The organism is Candidatus Endomicrobiellum pyrsonymphae, from assembly GCF_020328025.1.
In the GTDB taxonomy this organism is placed as follows: domain Bacteria; phylum Elusimicrobiota; class Endomicrobiia; order Endomicrobiales; family Endomicrobiaceae; genus Endomicrobiellum; species Endomicrobiellum pyrsonymphae.
In genome coordinates, this window is record NZ_JAIXMZ010000004.1 from 14,321 (window position 1) to 35,072 (window position 20,752).

The 20,752-nt window shown below is 35.9% G+C and carries 20 protein-coding genes and 2 tRNA genes; 10 read left to right on the forward strand and 12 right to left on the reverse strand.

The window, feature by feature from the left end:
- Positions 1-143: 143 nt before the first annotated feature.
- From LE180_RS00895 to LE180_RS00905, 3 genes are all read right to left on the reverse strand, one after another.
- Positions 144-2,114 (reverse strand): ABC transporter permease, encoded by a 1,971-nt coding sequence (locus LE180_RS00895; protein WP_374133613.1) that lies wholly within the window; start codon positions 2,112-2,114, stop codon positions 144-146.
- A gap of 131 nt (positions 2,115-2,245) precedes the next feature.
- Complete coding sequence (locus tag LE180_RS00900) at positions 2,246-3,160, reverse strand: efflux RND transporter periplasmic adaptor subunit (RefSeq protein ID WP_374133614.1); 915 nt, start codon at positions 3,158-3,160, stop codon at positions 2,246-2,248.
- Positions 3,157-4,410 carry a TolC family protein gene (locus tag LE180_RS00905; RefSeq protein WP_374133615.1) on the reverse strand — a complete coding sequence of 418 codons (1,254 nt, stop codon included), beginning with the start codon at positions 4,408-4,410 and terminating at the stop codon, positions 3,157-3,159. The genes LE180_RS00900 and LE180_RS00905 overlap by 4 nt, the downstream gene beginning before the upstream one ends.
- 420 nt (positions 4,411-4,830) lie before the next feature.
- Between LE180_RS00905 and LE180_RS00910 the strand changes: the two genes are divergently transcribed.
- Entirely contained in the window at positions 4,831-8,361 is a 3,531-nt protein-coding gene (locus LE180_RS00910; protein ID WP_374133616.1) for a DNA polymerase III subunit alpha, read from the forward strand.
- A gap of 270 nt (positions 8,362-8,631) precedes the next feature.
- Positions 8,632-9,921: a serine--tRNA ligase gene (serS, locus tag LE180_RS00915; RefSeq protein ID WP_374133617.1), complete on the forward strand. Its 1,290-nt coding sequence runs from the start codon at positions 8,632-8,634 to the stop codon at positions 9,919-9,921.
- 273 nt (positions 9,922-10,194) lie between these two features.
- Here the strand turns inward: serS and LE180_RS00920 are convergent, their stop codons facing one another.
- Together LE180_RS00920 and LE180_RS00925 are read right to left on the reverse strand one after the other, a co-directional pair.
- Complete coding sequence (locus LE180_RS00920; RefSeq protein WP_374133618.1) at positions 10,195-10,989, reverse strand: hypothetical protein; 795 nt, start codon at positions 10,987-10,989, stop codon at positions 10,195-10,197.
- The gene (locus LE180_RS00925; protein ID WP_374133619.1) at positions 10,986-11,876 is read right to left on the reverse strand and encodes a bifunctional 5,10-methylenetetrahydrofolate dehydrogenase/5,10-methenyltetrahydrofolate cyclohydrolase; all 891 of its coding nucleotides are present in this window, start codon (positions 11,874-11,876) and stop codon (positions 10,986-10,988) included. Before LE180_RS00925 ends, LE180_RS00920 begins: the two co-directional genes overlap by 4 nt.
- A gap of 126 nt (positions 11,877-12,002) precedes the next feature.
- Here LE180_RS00925 and LE180_RS00930 point away from each other — a divergent pair.
- The 8 genes from LE180_RS00930 (at position 12,003) to LE180_RS00965 (ending at position 15,705) form a co-directional block, all read left to right on the forward strand.
- A tRNA-Ser gene (locus LE180_RS00930) sits at positions 12,003-12,094 on the forward strand.
- Between the two features lie 124 nt (positions 12,095-12,218).
- Positions 12,219-12,470 (forward strand): 30S ribosomal protein S16, encoded by a 252-nt coding sequence (gene rpsP, locus LE180_RS00935; protein WP_374133620.1) that lies wholly within the window; start codon positions 12,219-12,221, stop codon positions 12,468-12,470.
- Positions 12,471-12,513: 43 nt separating this feature from the next.
- Positions 12,514-12,744, forward strand: coding sequence for a KH domain-containing protein (locus tag LE180_RS00940; RefSeq protein WP_374133621.1), 231 nt, complete (start codon positions 12,514-12,516; stop codon positions 12,742-12,744).
- A gap of 4 nt (positions 12,745-12,748) precedes the next feature.
- On the forward strand, positions 12,749-13,060 hold the full coding sequence (locus LE180_RS00945) for a ribosome maturation factor RimM (protein ID WP_374133622.1): 312 nt from the start codon (positions 12,749-12,751) through the stop codon (positions 13,058-13,060).
- Entirely contained in the window at positions 13,050-13,769 is a 720-nt protein-coding gene (gene trmD, locus LE180_RS00950) for a tRNA (guanosine(37)-N1)-methyltransferase TrmD (RefSeq protein WP_374133632.1), read from the forward strand. Before LE180_RS00945 ends, trmD begins: the two co-directional genes overlap by 11 nt.
- 230 nt (positions 13,770-13,999) lie before the next feature.
- Entirely contained in the window at positions 14,000-14,392 is a 393-nt protein-coding gene (rplS, locus tag LE180_RS00955; RefSeq protein WP_374133623.1) for a 50S ribosomal protein L19, read from the forward strand.
- Between the two features lie 14 nt (positions 14,393-14,406).
- A complete protein-coding gene (locus LE180_RS00960) occupies positions 14,407-15,015 on the forward strand; it encodes a ribonuclease HII (protein ID WP_374133624.1) in 609 nt (202 codons plus the stop codon).
- A gap of 324 nt (positions 15,016-15,339) precedes the next feature.
- On the forward strand, positions 15,340-15,705 hold the full coding sequence (locus LE180_RS00965; protein WP_374133625.1) for a YraN family protein: 366 nt from the start codon (positions 15,340-15,342) through the stop codon (positions 15,703-15,705).
- On the opposite strand, the gene LE180_RS00970 is transcribed toward LE180_RS00965, so the two are convergent.
- From LE180_RS00970 to LE180_RS01000, 7 genes are all read right to left on the reverse strand, one after another.
- The gene (locus LE180_RS00970) at positions 15,702-16,418 is read right to left on the reverse strand and encodes a cytochrome c biogenesis CcdA family protein (protein WP_374133626.1); all 717 of its coding nucleotides are present in this window, start codon (positions 16,416-16,418) and stop codon (positions 15,702-15,704) included. The genes LE180_RS00965 and LE180_RS00970 overlap by 4 nt on opposite strands.
- Positions 16,419-16,901: 483 nt before the next feature.
- A complete protein-coding gene (locus tag LE180_RS00975; RefSeq protein ID WP_374133627.1) occupies positions 16,902-17,729 on the reverse strand; it encodes a thioredoxin family protein in 828 nt (275 codons plus the stop codon).
- Between the two features lie 139 nt (positions 17,730-17,868).
- On the reverse strand, positions 17,869-18,228 hold the full coding sequence (locus LE180_RS00980; protein ID WP_374133628.1) for a type II toxin-antitoxin system HicB family antitoxin: 360 nt from the start codon (positions 18,226-18,228) through the stop codon (positions 17,869-17,871).
- Positions 18,229-18,482: 254 nt separating this feature from the next.
- Positions 18,483-18,556, reverse strand: a tRNA-Glu gene (locus LE180_RS00985).
- A 635-nt stretch (positions 18,557-19,191) separates the two neighbouring features.
- Positions 19,192-19,605: a hypothetical protein gene (locus LE180_RS00990; protein ID WP_374133629.1), complete on the reverse strand. Its 414-nt coding sequence runs from the start codon at positions 19,603-19,605 to the stop codon at positions 19,192-19,194.
- Between the two features lie 99 nt (positions 19,606-19,704).
- A complete protein-coding gene (locus LE180_RS00995; protein WP_374133630.1) occupies positions 19,705-20,061 on the reverse strand; it encodes a hypothetical protein in 357 nt (118 codons plus the stop codon).
- A gap of 242 nt (positions 20,062-20,303) precedes the next feature.
- Complete coding sequence (locus LE180_RS01000) at positions 20,304-20,654, reverse strand: hypothetical protein (protein ID WP_374133631.1); 351 nt, start codon at positions 20,652-20,654, stop codon at positions 20,304-20,306.
- Between the last annotated feature and the right edge of the window lie 98 nt (positions 20,655-20,752).

The following is a 20,752-nucleotide window of genomic DNA, read 5'->3' on the forward strand; positions in this document are numbered from 1 at the left end:
AGAAACTATATTTAAAAATCACAACCAAAACCTTAACAACAATAACTTACACGTTCGTGATATAAAATTTTATTTGGAACTAAGCAAAAAGATGTGAATTTTTGTGAAATTTACTCTGCGCTTATTTTTTAAAGTTTTAGATTTCAATCGTGTCTTAAAGCATCGATAGGATTTAAAAGAGAGGCTTTTCTTGCGGGCCAAACACCAAAAATTAAGCCTGTGAGTACCGAAAAACCGAAAGCAAGAACTACGGAAAAAAGCGTTATATAAGTTTTCCATTCGTCGGCAAACTTGCTTATTATAACTGATATGCCTGTTCCAAGCAATATCCCTATGATGCCGCCCACGCAACATACAAAAATAGACTCAATTACAAACTGAAATAAAATGTCCGCATTATTTGCGCCTATAGCTTTACGCAAGCCTATTTCTTTTGTTCTTTCTGAAACAGAAACAAACATAATGTTCATTATGCCTATTCCTCCAACAAGCAAACTTATAAAAGCAGTAGATCCTAAAAGAATAGAAAATGTTCGTGCTGTTGAAGAATACATTTTTCGAATATCTTCCATATTAGACACTTCTATAGCATCTTGCTCTGAAGACGGCATTCTGTGCGTAAACAGAAGTCTTTTTTTTATAGCATCGGCAACTTCATTCATATTTGCATCATCTTTTACCTGCGCGCCCATATAGTCTAGTTTTCTATCACCCACAACTCTATGCAAAGCAGTGTTTAAGGGTATAATAACTAAATCATCCTCATCAAACCTCCCGTCAAAACCTTTAGCAGGTAAAACCCCTATAACTTGAAAATCTATTTTGTCAATTTTTACATGCTCGCCTATAGGATTAAATTTTTTGTCTTTGTAAATTTTTCCAACTACAGTTTCTCCAAGCAATATAACTTTCTTTCTTCCCTTATTTTCATCTTCTGTAAAAAATCTGCCAATAGACGGATGCGCAGTCTTTAAATCCGCATAAGCTACCGAAACACCGCAAAGAAACATATTGTGATTATTACCATTTGCGGCAATTTGTACTCGCTTATATTTATACCCAGTTATATATTTTATACCGGGAACGTTCTCCTTGATATCATCAACATCTTCGCTTTCAAATTTCATATAGTCGCCGGTTTCATAAGAAATTCCACCTTTTTTTGTAACACCGGGTGAAATGTATAAAAAATTTGTACCCAAATGTGAAAGTTGCTTTTCAACAGATTTTTTCGCACCTGTGCCTACGGCAAGCATTGCAATCAAACTTGCAACACCTATCATTACACCCAAAACTGACAACATGGAACGCATCTTATTTCCTGTAATAGCTCTTGAAGCCTGAATAAAATAATCTTTAATTCTTGATAACGAAAAAGATTTGTATTTGAATTGTCTTGTAGGTTGTTGCTGCGCGCTTACGTTGCTTTTATCTGACACTTTTTCATCAGATATTATAATTCCATCTTGCATCTTTATAGTTCTTGTCGCATAAGAGGTAAGCTCAGGCTCGTGAGTTACCATTATTATTGTTATGCCCGCGTTATTTAAATCTTTAAGTATTTTTATAATTTCTCTTGCGGATTTTGTGTCTAAATTTCCTGTCGGTTCATCCGCAAAAATTATCAGAGGTTTGTTTATAAGGGCTCTTGCAATAGCAACCCTCTGCTGTTGCCCTCCTGAGATTTCACTTGGACGATGGCTTATGCGCTCAGACAATCCTACCATATTAAGCAGTTTTACGGGATCTTCATGTTCTTTTTTATCCTTTAAACTCGCATACATCGCGGGCAGAGCAACATTTTCTAAAATTGTAAGTTTTGGTAAAAGATTAAACTGTTGAAAAACAAATCCTAAATACTGGTTTCTTAATGCGGCAAGCTCGTTATCGGAATAATTTGAAATTTCTACTCCCACTAGTTTATAAGACCCTTCTGTTGGTTTATCAAGCAATCCCAAAATATTTAAAAGCGTGGACTTTCCGCTACCGGAATGTCCCATAATCGCAACGAACTCACCCTGCATAATTTCTAAATCTATGTCGTGCAAGACCGGAACGTCCAACTTTCCCAAATAATATGTCTTCTTGAGATTTTTAAGTTCTATTACATTCATTTTATTTTTATTTACCTGAAAAATATTTTACAACTAGACGAATGCCAACTATTAACACTACATGCCATATCCCAACGACTACGCCAGCCACACCTTTCAATGAAATGGGAATTAAAACTGCGCCGTTTTTATTACTTTTCCGCTTTCGATTTTGCCTTTGGTTTTTGGCTTAAAATCACGACTGTTTCACTCGCATTCAAACCTGAAACTATTTCTGTAAATTTGCCGTCGGTTATGCCCGTTGTTACTTCTCTTATTTCAAATATCGGTTTTTTTGCAGTCCCTGTTTTTATAGTTACCGTCTTTGCTTGCTCTTTTTCCGTAACAAAAATACTTGGAATCGACATCGCATCCTTTTTAGATTCCGCCGTTATCGTTATAATCACGCTCATCCCTGCTCTAAATACTTTGGGCTTTTCTAGAGGTTTTATCCGTATGGTATAGACCGTAACATTGTTTACTGACGTGGATTCATGATATATATGCTCTACAACACCTTCAAACCTTTCAGCTGGATATGCATCTAAGTACATCCTAAGCTTAAGTCCAATCTCAATGCGACTTAAATCTGTTTCATCTATATCCGCAAAAACTATCAAATCGTCAGCCATAGCCAAAATTGTATCAGAAGAAGACACGATCTGTCCGGGTTCTTTATTCCTTGCAATAATAAATCCATCCATCGAAGCTACTATTGGCGCAGGCTTATAAATATTCTGCCACCGTTGATGTTCTTTCTCACTTATCGCCATCGCAGCATCTATCAGTGAAGCTCTTTCCCTGGAACTCATCCAAACAATAATTTGACCTTTTCTTATTGCATCACCTTCCTCTACAAGAATTTCTTCAATTCTTCCGGGAAACTGAGGTGTGATTGCAAGTCTGTTCCTTGGATATACTCTTCCGTTTTCTCTAAACTCTACATGCAATTCCCTCGGTTCAAGCCTTGCTTCCTGTTCTATTTTCTGTTTTTGCGACTTAAACACAGCTATCGCTATTGTTGATGCAACAATCAAAAGCCCAAAAATTAACAATATTTTTTTCATTTATTTTCCTCTTTGTCATTAGTAAAACCTTTCCCTAAAAAATTGTCCCAGTTACCCCTCGATTGCTCCACCTTCTTCCTGTGATCCAACAGTTCTATTTGAAAGTTTGTATAATTGTCTTCCATCGTGTGCCAATCGTGATACGTTAAAAATCCGTTTAGATATTTTTTTGATGAAACTTCCGCTTGCAATTTTAATGCGCTTAAATGATATGTTTCTGTTTCTAGCGCTTCTTGAGCATCGATAAGATCGTTATAGCGTTTTACTGCTTCTACTTTTAATCCATTTATTGTGTCTTTTAATGTTTCTGAGGCTATTTTTAAATTATTTGAAGCCGTTTTGACATTGTTGTAGTTTTTGCCTCCGTCAAAAAAGGGGAATGATACATTTATTTTAGCAACCCATCCTTCAGTATCAGGAGACCATTTATTGGAACGCATCATATCCCCAACAATATCTACCGATGGTAGCCAACATTTTTTCACCATCGCATTGTGAGCTTTACTCGCATCTTGCTTGTATTTGGCAATCAAGAATTCAGGAATTGTTGCTACAAGACTATTGTAGTCGGGTTTTGAGAGCGCTTGTTCTAAAGATATAATTTTTTCATCTGTTTCTAAAATTACAGCATCATCATTTCTACCTATTGCTTTAAGTAAAGCCGCGGAAGTCGTCTCTATATATCTTTGTGCTCTACGTAAATTATGATCGGCTTTCGCAACATTGGCTTCTTCTATCTTTAGCGAACTGATATCTACATCGCCCGAATTGTATTTAAACTTTATTAAATCTTTGTTTTTTATTCTTCTTTCTCTTATTTGGACTGACAATTCAACTGTTTCATACGCCCACATTAAATTTACATATTCAGCACGAGCCGTGCACATAGCATCGGAAACAGCTCTATCGTAATTTGCCTGTGCAACTTTAACAAGGGCAGCTTTCTCTTTTACGTCATTGTATGTTTTAAAGCCTGAAAAAAGGGAAAGAGATGTCTCTAATCCGTAAGAACGCTCTCGTTTTTCAAATTTAGCGTCTGAGAATGTTCCAAACAAAGTCAAGCTAGGAAAGAACGAACCGAAAGAACCATAATATGCTCGCTTTGCATTATCCAAGTTAAGTTTTGCCACAACAATAGACGGATTATTTTTCAAGGTTTGTTCGTCAACAAGCGCTCTATTAATTTTTTCTGCGTAACCATAAGAACATAAAAACATCATTGATAATAAAATCATAACAATCTTTTTCATAGCTAACTAATTGGCCCCCATATTCCCCATTGCGCAAAGATAATCAACAACACTGGATCCATTGTATCAATATTATTTAACTAATTCAACGCACGCACCATAATCATGCAAAATGACACCGAAAAAGAGCAGAATATACTACTTTAATCCCGCAAGGAATTAGAATGAAAAAGGAAACTAAAAAGGCTTCTAAATCGGCGCCTTTTTACATGATATTTTACTTCCTTTTTCCTTCCATTTTTCGATGCCTTTTTTTAATGATTTGACAGGAAAAGGGGAAAATATGTAGTAACTGTCAAGATAAAAATTAAACAGTGACGGTTAGGCATAACAGCTTCCAGCTTTTTTTTATTTAAATTTATTACTCTAAAAATGATATAATATTTTGTCTAACAAAAATCCAAACAACAGGTGTTTTCTATGGCAGCAGAATTTGTACATTTACACAATCATACCGAATATTCACTTCTTGATGGCGCATGCAGATTGACAGATGACAAAGGAAAACCCGGAGCGTTATTTAATCTTATAGCTAATGAATATAAAATGTCCGCTCTTGCTATTACAGATCACGGTAATATGTACGGAGCTATGGAATTTTATTGGGCTGCAAAACAAAGTGGCATAAAACCAATTATAGGTTGTGAAGTATATGTTACTCCAAAATCACGTTTAGATAAAGTTATAGATAGGACAGCTGAAGATGGCGGCAATTACAATCATTTAACGTTGCTTGCCAAAGATTTCGAAGGTTATCAAAACCTTATGCGTTTGGTAAGCGTGGGTTTTACGGAGGGTTTTTATTATAAGCCTCGAGTTGATAAGGAAAGTATAAGAAAATACAGTAAAGGTCTTATTGCTCTTTCGGGTTGTCTTGCAGGCGAAGTTGCGTCAGCGCTACTTAAAGGAAATAAGGAGAAAGCGGAAAAAGTTGCAATAGAATACCGCGATATTTTCGGCGCGGATAATTTTTATATAGAAATTATGGATAATGGTCTTGAAGATCAGAAAAGAATAATTCCCGATTTTATTGAACTGTCAAAAAAAACAGGCATTCCTCTAGTTGCAACAAACGATTGTCATTTCTTAAGAAAAGAAGATTCTAAAATTCACGACATTTTGCTTTGTATTGGCACAGGGAAGATGTTAGACGATGTAAAAAGACTGCGATTCGATTCAGACCTTTTTTATTACCGTAGCGCGGAAGAGATGACAAAAACGTTTTCTTGCGTACCTGAAGCAACAAAAAACACTTTAATCATTGCTGAAAAAATTAATCTTGAAATCAATACAGATAAACTGCTCTTGCCACAATTTCCCGTACCAAAAGAATATCAATCAGATTCAGAATATCTTGAAATGCTTTGTCGTCAAGGACTTGCTGAAAGATACAATATAATTAAACCCGAACATGATGAAAGATTAAGGCATGAACTTTCTATTATTAACAGTATGGGTTTTGCGTCTTATTTTTTAATAGTATCTGACTTCATAAAATATGCAAAAGATCATAGCATTCCAGTAGGACCGGGTAGAGGTTCTGGCGCGGGCTCGATGGTCGCATACACTTTAGGCATTACAGACATTTGTCCGTTAAAATATGATTTACTGTTTGAAAGATTTTTAAACCCTGATAGAAGATCAATGCCTGATTTAGATATAGACTTTGCAGATACGGGACGTGACGAAGTTATAAAATATGTGCGTCGCAAATACGGTGAAGAAAAATGCGCGCAGATTATAACATTTGGCTCAATGCAGTCTAGACTTGTTATAAGAGACGTTGCAAGAGTGATGGGATTTACTCCTACGGAGTCAAATAACATCGCAAAACTTATCCCTCAAAATGCAAGTATTGCTGAGGCTTTAGAGACTACAACAGATTTGTCAAAACTTGTTAAAGCGGACGAACGTATTGCAAAACTCATAGCTACTTCGCAAAAGTTAGAAGGTCTCAAAAGACATACCGGAGTGCATGCCGCGGGGATGGTTATAGCAAATGAAGAAATTACAAATTATTCTCCTCTTGCAAAAGGTTCAAAAGATATTATTACAACTCAGTATGACGGCGTTGTACTGCCTCAGTTGGGTCTTTTAAAAGTTGACTTTTTGGGATTGAGAACGCTTACAATTATTGACGATTGCGTTAAATTTATACATGAAAAAAATCCGGATTTTAATTTAGACATTATTCCGTTAGATGATAAAAAAACTTATCAATTACTTGACGAAGCTAAAACTATGGGCGTGTTTCAGTTAGAAAGTAAAGGTATAAGGGATTTGATAAGAAAACTTCAGCCGAGCAGTATTGACGACATAGTGGCATTAATTGCCTTGTATCGACCTGGTCCTATGGGTTCAGGAATGTTGGACGATTTTGTAAACCGCAAACATGGCAGAACAAAAATTGTTTACGATTATCCTTTGCAAGAACCTATATTGAAAAGCACTTACGGCGTTATTTTGTATCAGGAACAGGTAATGAAGATGTCAGTTGCCATGGCGGGATTCACACCCGGAGAAGCAGACAGTTTACGTAAAGCTATGAGCAAAAAGATACCTGAAGTTATTGAAAAAGAAAGAGAGAAATTTATAAATGGCGCTAAAGAAAAAAATATTGATAGAAAAATATCAGAAAAAGTGTTTAATAACATTGTTGCTTTTGCTGGATATGGTTTCAATAAATCCCACTCTGCTGCGTACGGCGTAGTATCTTATCGTACAGCATATTTAAAAGCAAATCACCCGTTAGAATATATAACCGCTTTGCTTAATAGTGAAATAGGTCGTTCTTCTGTAAAGGGTAATGAAGAAAATAAATTGATAATGTATTTAGAAGATGCCGCTCTTTTTGGTATTAAAGTATTACCCCCAGACGTACAATACTCTGATGGAAATTTTAGAATAGAAGGCAAGAATATACGTTTTGGGTTGCTTGCAGTTAAAACTGTCGGAGAAGGACTAACAGAATCTATAGAGCAAGCAAGATTGGATGGTAAAAAAAGCAAAAAATTTAAGGATTGGAATGATTTTTTACAAAGAATAGATTTGAAATCAACAAATAAGAAAGCTCTTGAAAGTCTTGCAAAGGCCGGCGCTTTCGATACTTTTGGCAAAGACAAACTTGCAATAAGAGCAAGTCTTATTCAAAGTATAGATTCATCTGTGAATAAAACTGAAAAAATAAAACAAGAAAGAGATTCAGCGCAAGGGTTTCTTTTCAATAATTCAGAAACTATGATAAGCGTATCTTCATTACAAAAGGCAAAACCGCTTGAACTTTCTGAAGCGTTAGCTTTTGAAAAAGAAGTTTTGGGATTTTATCTTTCTGGGCATCCGTTAACCCCGAGAAAGAGAGATCTTGTTGCATATTCTAATTATAGGCTTGACAAATTACCGGAACCGAAAGAAAATGTTGATTTTAAAACGGCGCAAAGTGTACGCGTTGCCGGTATGATAGTCTCTGTAAAAAAACTTATTTCAAAAGTAAAAAAAGAACCTTATGCGAGATTGAGAATAGAGGATCTGCACGGTAGTGTTGATGCGATACTCTTCCCAAAAAATTTTGAAAGATTTAGTTCTTATATTACGCCCAATAATGTTGTTGTAGCAAAGGGTGGATTAATGGGGACGCATGGACAACCTGAAATAATAGTAGAGGATATAATGACAATAGATGAAGCCAAAAAGAAATTTCCGGCAAATTGCGGAGAAGTGCATGTAAAAGTTTCTACAACAAGATATGATGATACTTTAAGCGATGAACTAAAGAAAATTTTTAGTCAACATAAGGGCAAAGCAAAAGTTTATCTTGATTTAGAAGATTCCTTACACGGGAAATTTTCTATTGAAACAGAATATCTGTCCGACTGTTCTGATAAATTTATAGACGATGTTGAAACAGCAATAGGTTCCAAGGATTGTGTGGAACTACATTATATGAACATATAGTCAACTAACTTTTATGTTGATACAATTGCGCTACTTAATTTTCAATGAAATTTTGGCTGTTTTATGAGAGGTGGTGTAGTATTGAACTATTGACAAATAAAACAGATGAAATTTACTGAAAAGGGTGTATGGCGCAAAAATAGCGCGTTGCGGCGTTTGACTTCCTAGCAAGAGGAATGAGTTATTGCTTCGTCGGTCCGTCTCGCGTTACATCCATTTTTGAGCTAACGTACCAATATAAAGTTAGCCGACTATATATAAGGAGAGAAAATGCTAGACATCAAAGTTATTAAAGAAAATGTTGAAGCTGTTAAACAAGCGATGCTAAATAGAAATAAAGCTGTCAACTTTGATCAAATATTAAAGTTGGACGAGGAAAGAAAGTTTGTAATAGGGGAGATAGAAAAACTAAGGCTTAAAAGAAATAAAGAATCTGGAGAAATAGGAAAACTTAAAAGAGACGGCAAAGAACCTTCTCCAGATATTCTTGCAGAAATAAATGAAACAAGAGATATAATTCAAGAGCAGGAAAAACAGCTTTTGATGATTAAAAATCAAATGGAAGATTTTCTTCTTGGGCTTCCAAATATTCCTGACGAAAGTGTTCCGATAGGCAAAGATGAAAAAAATAATAAGATTATAAGAGTTGTCGGGGAGATAAAAAAAAATTCATTTCAACCTAAACATCACTGGGAAATTGGAGAGAAACTGGATATTCTTGATTTTGCGACAGCATCAAAAATTTCGGGTTCGCGTTTTGCAGTTTTAAAAAATGAAGGTTGCGCTTTAGAGAGAGCAATTATATCTTTTTTCTTAGATACGCATAAATCAAGAGGATATAAGGAAATAATGACCCCTTATCTTGTGAACGGTGCTTCTATGAGGGGGACAGGTCAGTTGCCAAAGTTTGGAGAAGATGCCTTTAAATGCGCTAACGATGATTTATATTTAATACCTACAGCGGAAGTACCTGTAACAAATATTTACAGAGATTGTGTTTTAGACGAGTCTTTGCTCCCACAAAAACTTGTTTCCTATTCCGCATGTTTTAGGAGAGAGTCCGGAACGTATGGTAAAGATACTAAAGGGCTTATAAGAAACCATCAATTTAATAAAGTTGAGCTCGTAAAATTTGTTAAACCCGAAACTTCAAGCGAAGAATTAGAATCTCTTGTTCTTGATGCAGGTAATGTTTTAGAATTGCTCAAGCTCCCGTATAGAGTTGTTCTTTTGTCAACAGGCGACATGAGTTTTTCATCGGCGAAAACTTATGATTTGGAAGTATGGCTTAGCGGAGATTCAATGTATAGGGAAATTTCTTCATGCTCAAATTTTAGAAATTTCCAAGCAAGAAGAATGAATATAAAAATGAAATATTTTCAAAATAAGAGGAAAGATCTTTTACACACACTAAATGGTTCAGGTGTCGCCGTTGGTAGAACTTTTGCAGCAATACTTGAAAACTATCAGCAAGAAGACGGCTCTGTAGTAATTCCTGAGGCACTGAGAAAATATACGGGTTTCGACATAATAAAATCTAAAAAAGCGCAAGTACTATAGGTGTGGCAACAAACAAAAAAAGCCGACTCTTCTTAAGAATCGGCTTTTTTACTTTACAAAATTTTATTTTTTCTTCTTTTTAGCGACAGTTTCGTTTGCCATTTTTTTTACAACCTTCTTTTTCTTAGACACTGCTTTTTTTCCTGCGCATCCACAAGCCATGTGCGACTCCTTTTGGGAAGAATCTCCCTTTTTATACTTCCGCGCGCGCAAAGCGTGGAAAGTTTCATCTCGGGCACCATTATTACAAAAAAGAAAAAAAAAAGCAAATTATTATTTTAAATCATTTGGAACTTCACGAGGAGGAAGTTTGATACTTCTCATTGCAAAAATGCCGGCAACGATTGAACCAATAAAATAAATAGACCACAGATAAGTGTAATAAGAGCCACAAAGTACAGCGATGCCTGTTGCTATAAACGATGCTACAAAAATGATTAAACTTGCTTCAAGATATCTCCATTTTGTGGGTATTAAATTATAAATATTTGCAAGCTGATAATTATGTCGTCTATGTCTTACATATGCTGCAGCGAGAAGTAAAAATCCTACAGGTGAAACAAACTGGCAAATTAAATGTATTAATATAAGTTGTATCGATGTATGTACGGATTGAAACCACACAGGGTCGTATATATTAATATCGCCCCATGTTGACACAACTCTAGATCCCGTTACGGCAATACTGTTTAGCAAAACAAAAATTATTCCCATTAAAGATCCCATTGTATAAGCGGCAAATTTTGTAGAGTGCGGCGCGCCGCTAGGCGTAGGTACCCAGTGGAAAATAGCAACAAGAATAGAAGGAGCAATTACAGCCATTAAAAAAAATTGCCTCATACAATTTATTATCAATGGCCATGGATGAGATCCTAAAACATTCTGAAAGGGTCGCGTAATAAAATAAATACCAAATATTATGAACGCAAATTCAATTTTTTTAAAACCGATTTCGCCAAACATCATAGAACGAAACTTGCTTGTACGTTTTACTTCAATCGCCATAAAAAAATACAGCGTACCTGCTAGAATCGGCAGGAAAAAAGTTATAATAAAATCAAAATTCATTTTATCTCCGAGCGAACGTAATTGTTTCTGTTGCTAAATGCTTTTAAAGTGTTTCCTAAAAGCATCGTTATTGTCATTGGTCCAACTCCGCCGGGAACAGGTGTTATTGTTATATCCATGTTTTTAACATCGTCAAAATCAACGTCGCCACTCAGTCCGTTAAGCGTTCTATTTATTCCGATGTCAATAACCGTTGCTCCGTCTTTTATAAATTCTTTACTCACAAATTTTGGTTTGCCTATAGCTACGATAACAATGTCTGCGATCTTACACATCTTTTTTAAATTTTTTGTTTTTGAATGAGCCATTATAACCGTTGCGCTGTTTGCAAGTAAGAGCATTGAAAGAGGTTTGCCCACCAAATTTGATCTGCCTATAACAATTGCTGTTTTTCCTTCAATTACTACATTTGATTCATGTAATAAATGTATAACGCCAAGAGGTGTGCAAGAAACTAAAATATTTTTTTTGATTATTTCGTCCCAGTTTTTTGATAAATTGAGAAGTCCTGCATTAAAAGGATTAAGACCGTCAACATCCTTTAAAGGACTTATTGCATTAATGCATTCTTGAGCATCTTCATCATTTGGAAGAGGTAGTTGCAATAAAATACCGTCAATTTTTGGATTTGCGTTCAATTCGTTTATTAAAGCGATAATCTCTTTTCGAGAGGCATTATTATCAAGATTGTGGTGGTAGGATATTATTCCAGCATCTTCGCATGCTTTAATTTTTGATTTAATATAAACTTGGCTTGCAGGATCTTTGCCCACTAAAATCGTTGCAAGACCCGGGACATTTCCCGTTTGCTGTTTAAGCAGAGCAACTCTTTCTTTAATTTCAATTCTTTTATCATTTGATATTTTTTTACCGTCAATTATTTGCATTTATTACCTCAATTGTAGACGCAACATTCCAGTGCGCATTATTGCTGCTTCGTCGAAACAGGATTATATCAACTAATACATTTTATTGCAAGGAACGGTAATATTTAGTACAATCCCTGCTTGTTTGGAGGGGTCGCATAGTTGGTCTAGTGCGCCGGTTTGCTAAACCGGTGTACGGATGAAAGTCCGTACCGAGAGTTCGAATCTCTCTCCCTCCGTTTGAAGATACTGTCATAAAAAATACGTCGTTGTCGTTTGACAAGATGGACTTATTTATATACAATTCTGCTCCCAGTGATTTTTGCGACTGGTAAGCTATGGTGTTGAGTATGGAGGTACAAAATGGCAGTTCGACTACGTTTGCAGAGAAGGGGCAAACCAAAAAGACCTTATTACAGAGTAGTAGCAGTTGATCAGAGGTCTAAGAGAGATGGAGAACCTATAGAGATTCTTGGTCAGTATGATCCAATAGCAGTAGATAATAAATTCAATGTTAATATGGACAGGGTGAATTATTGGCTAGGTACCGGAGCGCAAGCTTCAGAAACAGTGGCTGCATTAATAAAAAAGAACCGAACAATTGAAAATAGATAGTTGATAGTTACTAAGTTGTTTACTACTAAGGGGGGGGGGACTTTTGAAAGAACTTGTGCTTTTAATTGCGAGAGCTTTGGTTGACAGTCCGGAACAGGTAGAAGTCAGAGAAATTGCAGGGGAGAAAGCAACGGTTTTGGAATTAAAAGTCGCCGATGGGGACAGAGGCAAGATTATTGGTAAAGAGGGCAGAATTGTTAAGGCAATAAGAATTATTGTGAATTCAGCTTCCGCAAAACTTAATAAAAGAGCAACTGTCGAAGTAATTGAGTAAGGAAATGGATCTGAAAAAGAACGATTTAAAGTGGAAGATTTCCGACATCTTGGGTTTTGAAGTCTTTAATCAAAACGGACTTCGTTTGGGAATTCTTTCGGATGTTGTGTTAACGGGTAGCAACGACGTTTGGATTGTAAAATGTTACAATGAAGAAATCTTGATTCCTGCATTAAAAAATGTAATAAAAGAGGTAAACATTGCGAGGAAGAAAATTTTTGTTGCTTTACCTAAAGAGTATGAAGACATTTATGGTCAAGTGAAACTGGCTGACGATCTTTTTGAATATAATGGTCATTATGTGTATGAGGATTGACATTCTTACGATTTTCCCTAAGATGTTTAAAGGTCCTTTTACGGAAAGTTTAATAGGCAGAGCGGCAAAAAAAGAATTTCTTAAAATTAATATTGTTGATATAAGATCTTTCTCTGAAGACAAACATAAAAAAGTTGATGATAAGCCCTTTGGTGGCGGTGTTGGAATGGTTATGAAGCCTGAGCCGTTGTACAGTGCTATAAAAAGCGCGGGTGTCAAAAGGAAAAACAGTGCTTATAAAAATCCATATTCAAAACCATATGTTATTTATATGTCGCCACAGGGTAAAACGCTAAACAATAAAATTGTAAAAAACCTTGCAAAGTTTAAATATTTAGTTCTTGTATGCGGGCATTATGAAGGTATTGATGAGCGTGTTATAAATTATGTTGATGAAGAGATATCGGTAGGCGATTATGTTCTTACCGGTGGAGAGATCCCAGCAATGGTTTTAGTCGATAGTATTGCAAGAATGCTTCACGGAGTTGTCAAAGAGGAAGATTCTGTAAAAAACGATTCATTCTATAATGGATTGTTGGATTATCCCCATTATACAAGACCTGCAGTGTTTAAGGGTCATAAAGTTCCAGAGGTACTTTTGTCGGGGGATCATAAAAAAGTTGGCGAATGGCGTGCAAAAGAATCGTATAAAAGAACGAAGGAACGTCGCCCGGATTTATTGATAGACAAAGTAGAAATTGAAAAGTAAAAGGTGATTGGTTGCAGTGCAATGTAAGTGTATCTACAACGACATCGACGCCGACGACGCTGTATAAGGTGGCTGTACTCAGCCAACCCCGCGGGTGTTATGTCCACGGGAAATAAAAAAGTAAAATCTGGGAGTAGTGTAATTGGCTATCGCGCTTGCTTTGGGAGCAAGAGGGTGTAGTGTTTCTTGCTAGTACAAGTTGTTTTGTTGTTCATAAAGGAGAGTAGTAAATGTTATTACTAGAGCATGTTCAGTTAGCGCAGAAAAAGGATTTGGGGGTATCTTTCAAATCCGGCGATCAGATAAAAGTATATTTTAAAGTAGTTGAAGGTGAAAATGAAAGAACACAAGTTTTTGAAGGCGTAGTTATACGTGTGAAAGGTAGCGGACTTTCAGAAACTTTCACAGTAAGAAAAATTTCTTTCGGAGTAGGAGTTGAAAGGATTTTTCCTATTCATTCCCCTCGCATTGAAAAAGTTGAAGTTGTAAGACGTGGAAAAGTGCGCAGAGCAAAATTGTATTATCTAAGAAATCTTTCAGGTAAGGCTGCAAGAATTTCTGAAGATTCTTCTAGAAGATTTGGGAAGAAAGAATCGCCAACGCAAGTTTCTGTTGCAAATTAAGATTGTACAAACGAATGGTAACGTTCTCTTTTGATAGTAGCTTTTACGATAGAGGGTATGATGCCGTTGCAGGCATTGATGAAGCTGGGCGGGGTCCTTTGGCAGGTCCCGTGGTTGTAGCTGCAGTAATTCTTCCCAAAGGCATAATAATCCAAGATTTAAACGATTCAAAACAGTTGTCGCCAAAGAAAAGAGAAAAGCTTTTTGAAATAATAAAAGAAAGAGCTTCCGCTTACGCTATTGAAACTGTTGATAATAAAACCATAGATAAGATCAATATTTTGCAGGCGACATTCCTTGCAATGTCGCGGGCTGTGCTTAGATTACGAGTAAAACCTGATTTTTGTTTAATAGACGGCAATCGTAAAGTCCCAAACCTATCTATTAATCAAGAAACAGTTGTTAGCGGAGATGCAAAAAGTGCACGTATTGCGGCTGCTTCGATTCTTGCTAAGGTCATTAGAGATAGAATGATGGCAGATTATGCAAAGCAATACCCTATTTATGGGTTTGAAACACACAAAGGCTATGGCACGAAGAAACATATAGAAGCCTTGGAGAAGTACGGTCCATGCCCGCTTCATAGACTAACTTTTGCTCCCATAAGCGATATCGTTTCTTAGATAAAACTTAATATTTAGTTGAGTTACTTGTTATCGTTGATATACCGTTACTGGTTTGACTCGGAATTCATTTTGTGTAATATAGTCAAATTACTTAAAATTGCACCATAGGAAGTCCAACTACGCAGTGCGCTATTTTTTGAGCTAACTCTACGAGCTACGCTCTTTTCAGTAAATTTAAGTAGCGCAATTGTATCGATATAAAGCCTAGTTTGACCTGACCATAGCTTGCCACAACTTGCAAACGTCGCAAGTCTCGCAATTGAGAGTCGTTAAACCTTAAACAGAGCAACTTAAAGTGATTTAACTATAGCCAAGGATTTTATGAAAACAACCAAAGATATTGGCTTTGAGAAAGAAAAAGAAGTTGTTGAGTATTTAAAAAAGTTAAAATATGAAGTTATTGAAACAAATTTCAGTACAAAATTTGGCGAGATAGACATAATAGCAAAGCATAAAGACGCTATAGTTTTTATTGAAGTCAAATACAGAAAATCTTTATATAGCGGTGTCCCTCAAGAAGCAGTAACATTTAAAAAACAGCAGAAAATTATTAAGTCAGCAATAACGTATGTCAAGCAGAATAATATCAAAAATGATATTCGTTTTGATGTTGCTGCCGCAGATGATAATAAAGTAGAAATTATAGAATCAGCTTTTACATCTTCCGATCATTCATACTACTTTTAAATAATATAAAGTACAAACGATGTGATTTTAGAAAATCCGTTTGTGATGAGTAATACGCCAGTAAAAATCAACAATATTCCTGATACAATTTCTATTGTTTTATAATGTTTTTTTATAACATTAAAGGCGCTTAAAAATTTATTTACAAAAAGAGCAGTGAGCATGAACGGAATGCCAAAACCCAAAGAATAAAACACCAACAACCAAAACCCGTTTAGAATTGTTCCTTGAGTTGAAGCAACAATTAAAATTGATGCCAAAACCGGACCAATACACGGTGTCCAACCTAAAGCGAATGTTACACCTGTAAAAAATATGCCTATATTTGTTAGTGCTGAGGGTGGACTTTTGCTTGCATAAGAAAAATGTCTATACAGAAAACTGATTTTTAATACTGCGCACATATGCAGTCCAAACAATATGATGATGCAACCGCCGATATATCTCAATATTGCGTTATATTTGCCAAGCAAACTTCCAAACTGACTCACAGACATTCCAAGTCCAATAAAAACAAGAGAAAAACCCAAAATAAAAAGCAAAGTTTTTATAAATATATGCTTTGATGATTTATTTGATGTCTTTAAATCGTCAACTGACATGCCGGTTATAAGAGAAATAAAAGATGGTATTAAAGGCAAAACACAGGGACTTACAAAACTTGTAAGTCCGGCAACTAAACTTATAAAAACAGTGACATCATTGGTAGTCATTTGTCCCCCACGATAAAAATCAAACCTATTAATCATCCTTTTGCGCCATTAGACGCTTTTATTTTACTCTACGCTAGGCGCAAAGTGTGTTTGCAATCATCCTACAACGTCTATTTCCTCTTTTGTGGTATTACTACAGTATTTAATTAATGAATAACCGTAAGTTTTCTATTAAATCTTTTGAGAACTCTTAGGGAATGTTACATGCGACTTGTTAAATCTTGTGTTGATGTGAATTCAAGAGTTATCCAAACTATTGGCGGGCAAGAAAAGAATATACAACTTTTTCTGTTTGACTGCTGTCTATGAAAGAATGCTACATCTTTTCTATGGGTTTGTCAAATTTAAGATATTAAGATATAAAGTATTTATGAAATCTTTATGATTCTTATGTTTCCCTTGCAGATGTGTGTATATCACTCAAGAGTCTTAAGCAAGACTTTAAGGAGCTTTGTCTATTTCCTATTCATCTTCATGTTCATCTCATTTTTCTTCAGGAAGAGCTTTGTTTATACTTTCTTCTAAGATCTCTTTTTTCTTGTTACCTTCTATTTTTTCTGCTAGAACCATTTTGCCGTCTTTGCCTTTTTTAAACAAAATCGAACATGGAAAACCCTTTATTTCTATTTGCAACTTCTTCAACAGGGGGGACTTAAGTAATTCCTCAGTTTTACTTGTATTAACTTTACATATTTTTGCTTTCTTCCCATCATACGTAGATGCAAGTTCATTAACAGTAGGAGAAAAATTTACGCAGTGTGGGCAACCTGGAAGCGAAAAAACAACTAACACCACCGGCTTGTCCGACGACAAAACCTCTCTTTCAAATCCAGCTTCTCCATCAATTTCAACTGGCTTGGGTATTTTGCTAACTCTTTCATCTGCTTTTCTGACTGCGTCTGCGTTTAACATCATCCCAACTGACAATTTTTGGTATATTTCCTTAATTGTTTCATCATATCCGTAGTCACGGTATCGTTCAAGAAATTTCATTACAGTAGTTACAGTATATCTAGTTGGATCGACATAGCATGAATGTTTGGCAGGGTCAACGCATTCACCTAAGCCTCTGTCAATATCATCATGGAGACAACACGAGGAAATTCCCTTTGAATTATCTCTTGGAACAATGTTAGTGTTATAACATACACCTTTCTTTGGATCAATACATCGACTTTTCTTAAGACCCCATTGAACCATGTTTTCATCGTAACAACACGTAGTCGTAAGTGGGTCCTTGTTGCTTCCACATGAACACAACACAAAGCTAAATAAAACAATAATGCTTACGACTTTATTGAAATTAATCAAATCCCCTCCCCCGTGTTTTATTTACAAGCGTAATATATAAGTCTTTTGTCTTTCTTTACAAACAGTATTTATAGAAACGACTAGCTCTCGTAACTGTTGTGATTATACAAAACTAATTATACCAATTTAAACCTTTTTTTTAGTTTGCCCATGTTGGCGCTGGAACATTAAACATGATAGAATTGTTAGACAACAAAAATAAATCGTCAACTAAATTTTTTGTACTTGTAGAAATTGCTTGCATCCCTGTAAATTTCCAGCCCATATTTTCGAGTTCTTCTCTCGCATCGAAATCTTTGTTGACCGTTTCTATCCACAGTTCGCAAGCCTCTTTAAACATTTCTTTGGCATGCGATAAATCTTTGCCTGAAGTCGCTATCAACAAAGACGGACATTCTGCTACAACCTCTTTATGTTTTTGGTCGCAAAAAAATTGTACAACTAATTCTGCTTCTACTATCTGTCCATTTCTCACAACTACCTTGTTTGCTGTTTTCATGCTACTCTCCTTTATTTAGTTTATAATTTACTAAATAATCCCTTTACAACTTGCGGGGATTGATAAAATATCTGTGAAATAATAACATATTGTAAATTACAAAGTAAAATAAAAGGGATATGTTGTGGCTACAGAAAAACACGTATTGATTTCTAGAGGCGGTTAGTTGAATATCCACTCGAACAAAAGATTATAGATTTAATTTCTCGTCAATAAAAAGAACTAACATCAGTATATTGTCGATATTTCAAAAATGCTGCCAACGGGATTTGAACCCGTGATCTCCGCCTTGAGAGGGCGATGTCCTAAACCGCTAGACGATGGCAGCATGAACAGCAAGTGCGCTGTTTCAAACACTAAGCAAATACCTGAGAACAGTGATTATATATAAAACGTGCTTATATTTCAATCAGAACTTATTAGATTGTCAACGCAAAATCAAAAAGATACTAAAAAATAGAAAGATGCAAAATCAAAACAATACTGTTTATATCTAAATCTAACAAGGTAGGAGGCAGGTATAAAACAGTTAAGAATTTGTTAAAACAATATCGCCAAAACGAATTAAGTTTATCATACAATCGGACAAGCATCAATCAAAGTCTTGAAAAAGAACACAATAGTCTATGTGAATTAAAAGAGCGGTTCAAACTTATACAAGACAGCGAAATACCGATATATCGTTATAATTACAGTTATGCACAACAAGCAATATTGTATTTTAGGTTACATTTGAGAATATTAAACAAAAAAGAAATATCAATGAGAACAGGCATACCTAAGTATCAAATAGAGAGATTTGTAAAAACTATCAGGACTTATGGATATGAGGAGCTATCCCAAAACAGACAGTCATTACACGGTTGATGGGACAAATTAAAGAAACTTACGGGCACACTTAGGGTTATTACCCGTAAGTTTTGAAAGTATTTGAAGAAATTGATTTATAGGTCTTTATCTTACTCAGTTGTTTTTATTAACATTTACACGTGGCAAATTTTGGAATTTTGAATATGCTTTTTTCTCCAGTTCACCCATAAGTTCATCCATATCTTCTTCATCGCAAAGTTCCTCTACAAATTTCTTAGCTTTATCTACTTTCGCGCAGTAACGGGCGCTGTCAAGATCATTAGCTGCCTCTTCTGATGCACTATGATCACATCCCCACGTTTTTGCACATTTTTCATGTTCTCCTTTTATATAACGTGCCTGCATACAGTTCGCTCGAGAGTTTATATAGTCTTTCTGAGCTGCTGCACAATCCACTGGACCAAAAAGTGGACACGTTTTAAATTTTTCAGCTCTACTAACCCCAGCAAAACCAAAACACAAAGCAAGTACTAAAACAACTTTTGTTACATCTTTAAATCTAATCATTTAAATTATCCTTTTTTAAGCCATTAGGCTCTTTATTTAACTCTGCGCTTGGCACAAAGTATCTTCCTGCACAATCCAAAGCTACCTGCTTTATCTTTCCTACACACTACGTACTGCTTCCTCCTTCAGTTCATCCATCATCTTCTCCACGCAAAATTCCTTTACAAATTTCTTAGCTTCATCTGCTTTCGCACAGTAACTGGCTCTGTCTAGTTCATTAGCTGCCTCTTCTGATACACTATGGTCACATTCCTGCGAATTTGCACATTTTTCATATTCTTTTTTTATATAAATTGCCTGCAAACAGTTCGCTCGAGAGTTTATATAGTTTTTTTGAGCTTCTGCACAAGTCATCGGTGGTAAAGCTCCTTCACAGATGGTACTACTAACCCCAGCAAAACCAAAACACAAAGCAAGTACTAAAACAACTTTTGTTACATCTTTAAATCTAATCATTTAAACCATCCTTTTTTAAGCCATTAGGCTCTTTATTTAACTCTGCGCTAGGCACAAACTTTCTGCACAATCAAAGCTACCTGCTTTATCTTTCCTACACACTACGTACTGCTTCATCCTTTGTGGTATTTGCTACAACATTCATCTTTTTAAAGAAACACTATTTTAAAGGGACTAAATCCCAAGGAACAAAGTTCCAATGAACAAAACTCAAAGACTTTTCAGACTAATACAAAGATTTTTTATACTGCGACTGCAACTTTTTCTTCAACTACAACCTCTCCTGCAACATCTTCCTCCCTCATCCACACCCACGTCACCCTCAGCCCATTAAGCATACCCCCCGCCTCAGACAGCATAGACTTTAACAGCGCCGGCTTCATCAAATTCACCGTCGCCTTCAACAGCTCCAAGTCCATCAGCTTCAGCGACGTTATCTTATAGTCAGTTATCGCCTTTTTCTTCGCCACCAGCGCATCCATTAACTTTCCCACAACATCTTTCACCGTTTGCTCCATCGACTTCGGCATCATCGCCTCCCTATTATTCAACACCGCCACCAGCTTCACCAAATCCTCCCTCTCCGTCTTCACCTTATCCCACTACAGCAACTGTTCCCAAAATTGCGACTGTGCCTACTGCCAATCTTTTTGGCGTTATGCTAAGTCCTCCGCGACGTTACCGATTTCAC

Excerpts from the sequence above, each read along its gene's own strand:
- LE180_RS00895 (WP_374133613.1), bottom strand. The coding sequence starts at position 2,114 with ATGAATGTAATAGAACTTAAAAATCTCAAGAAGACATATTATTTGGGA.
- LE180_RS00900 (WP_374133614.1), bottom strand. The coding sequence starts at position 3,160 with ATGAAAAAAATATTGTTAATTTTTGGGCTTTTGATTGTTGCATCAACA.
- LE180_RS00905 (WP_374133615.1), bottom strand. The coding sequence starts at position 4,410 with ATGAAAAAGATTGTTATGATTTTATTATCAATGATGTTTTTATGTTCT.
- LE180_RS00910 (WP_374133616.1), top strand. The coding sequence starts at position 4,831 with ATGGCAGCAGAATTTGTACATTTACACAATCATACCGAATATTCACTT.
- serS (WP_374133617.1), top strand. The coding sequence starts at position 8,632 with ATGCTAGACATCAAAGTTATTAAAGAAAATGTTGAAGCTGTTAAACAA.
- LE180_RS00920 (WP_374133618.1), bottom strand. The coding sequence starts at position 10,989 with ATGAATTTTGATTTTATTATAACTTTTTTCCTGCCGATTCTAGCAGGT.
- LE180_RS00925 (WP_374133619.1), bottom strand. The coding sequence starts at position 11,876 with ATGCAAATAATTGACGGTAAAAAAATATCAAATGATAAAAGAATTGAA.
- rpsP (WP_374133620.1), top strand. The coding sequence starts at position 12,219 with ATGGCAGTTCGACTACGTTTGCAGAGAAGGGGCAAACCAAAAAGACCT.
- LE180_RS00945 (WP_374133622.1), top strand. The coding sequence starts at position 12,749 with ATGGATCTGAAAAAGAACGATTTAAAGTGGAAGATTTCCGACATCTTG.
- trmD (WP_374133632.1), top strand. The coding sequence starts at position 13,050 with ATGAGGATTGACATTCTTACGATTTTCCCTAAGATGTTTAAAGGTCCT.
- rplS (WP_374133623.1), top strand. The coding sequence starts at position 14,000 with ATGTTATTACTAGAGCATGTTCAGTTAGCGCAGAAAAAGGATTTGGGG.
- LE180_RS00960 (WP_374133624.1), top strand. The coding sequence starts at position 14,407 with ATGGTAACGTTCTCTTTTGATAGTAGCTTTTACGATAGAGGGTATGAT.
- LE180_RS00965 (WP_374133625.1), top strand. The coding sequence starts at position 15,340 with ATGAAAACAACCAAAGATATTGGCTTTGAGAAAGAAAAAGAAGTTGTT.
- LE180_RS00970 (WP_374133626.1), bottom strand. The coding sequence starts at position 16,418 with ATGACTACCAATGATGTCACTGTTTTTATAAGTTTAGTTGCCGGACTT.
- LE180_RS00980 (WP_374133628.1), bottom strand. The coding sequence starts at position 18,228 with ATGAAAACAGCAAACAAGGTAGTTGTGAGAAATGGACAGATAGTAGAA.
- LE180_RS00990 (WP_374133629.1), bottom strand. The coding sequence starts at position 19,605 with ATGATTAGATTTAAAGATGTAACAAAAGTTGTTTTAGTACTTGCTTTG.
- LE180_RS00995 (WP_374133630.1), bottom strand. The coding sequence starts at position 20,061 with ATGATTAGATTTAAAGATGTAACAAAAGTTGTTTTAGTACTTGCTTTG.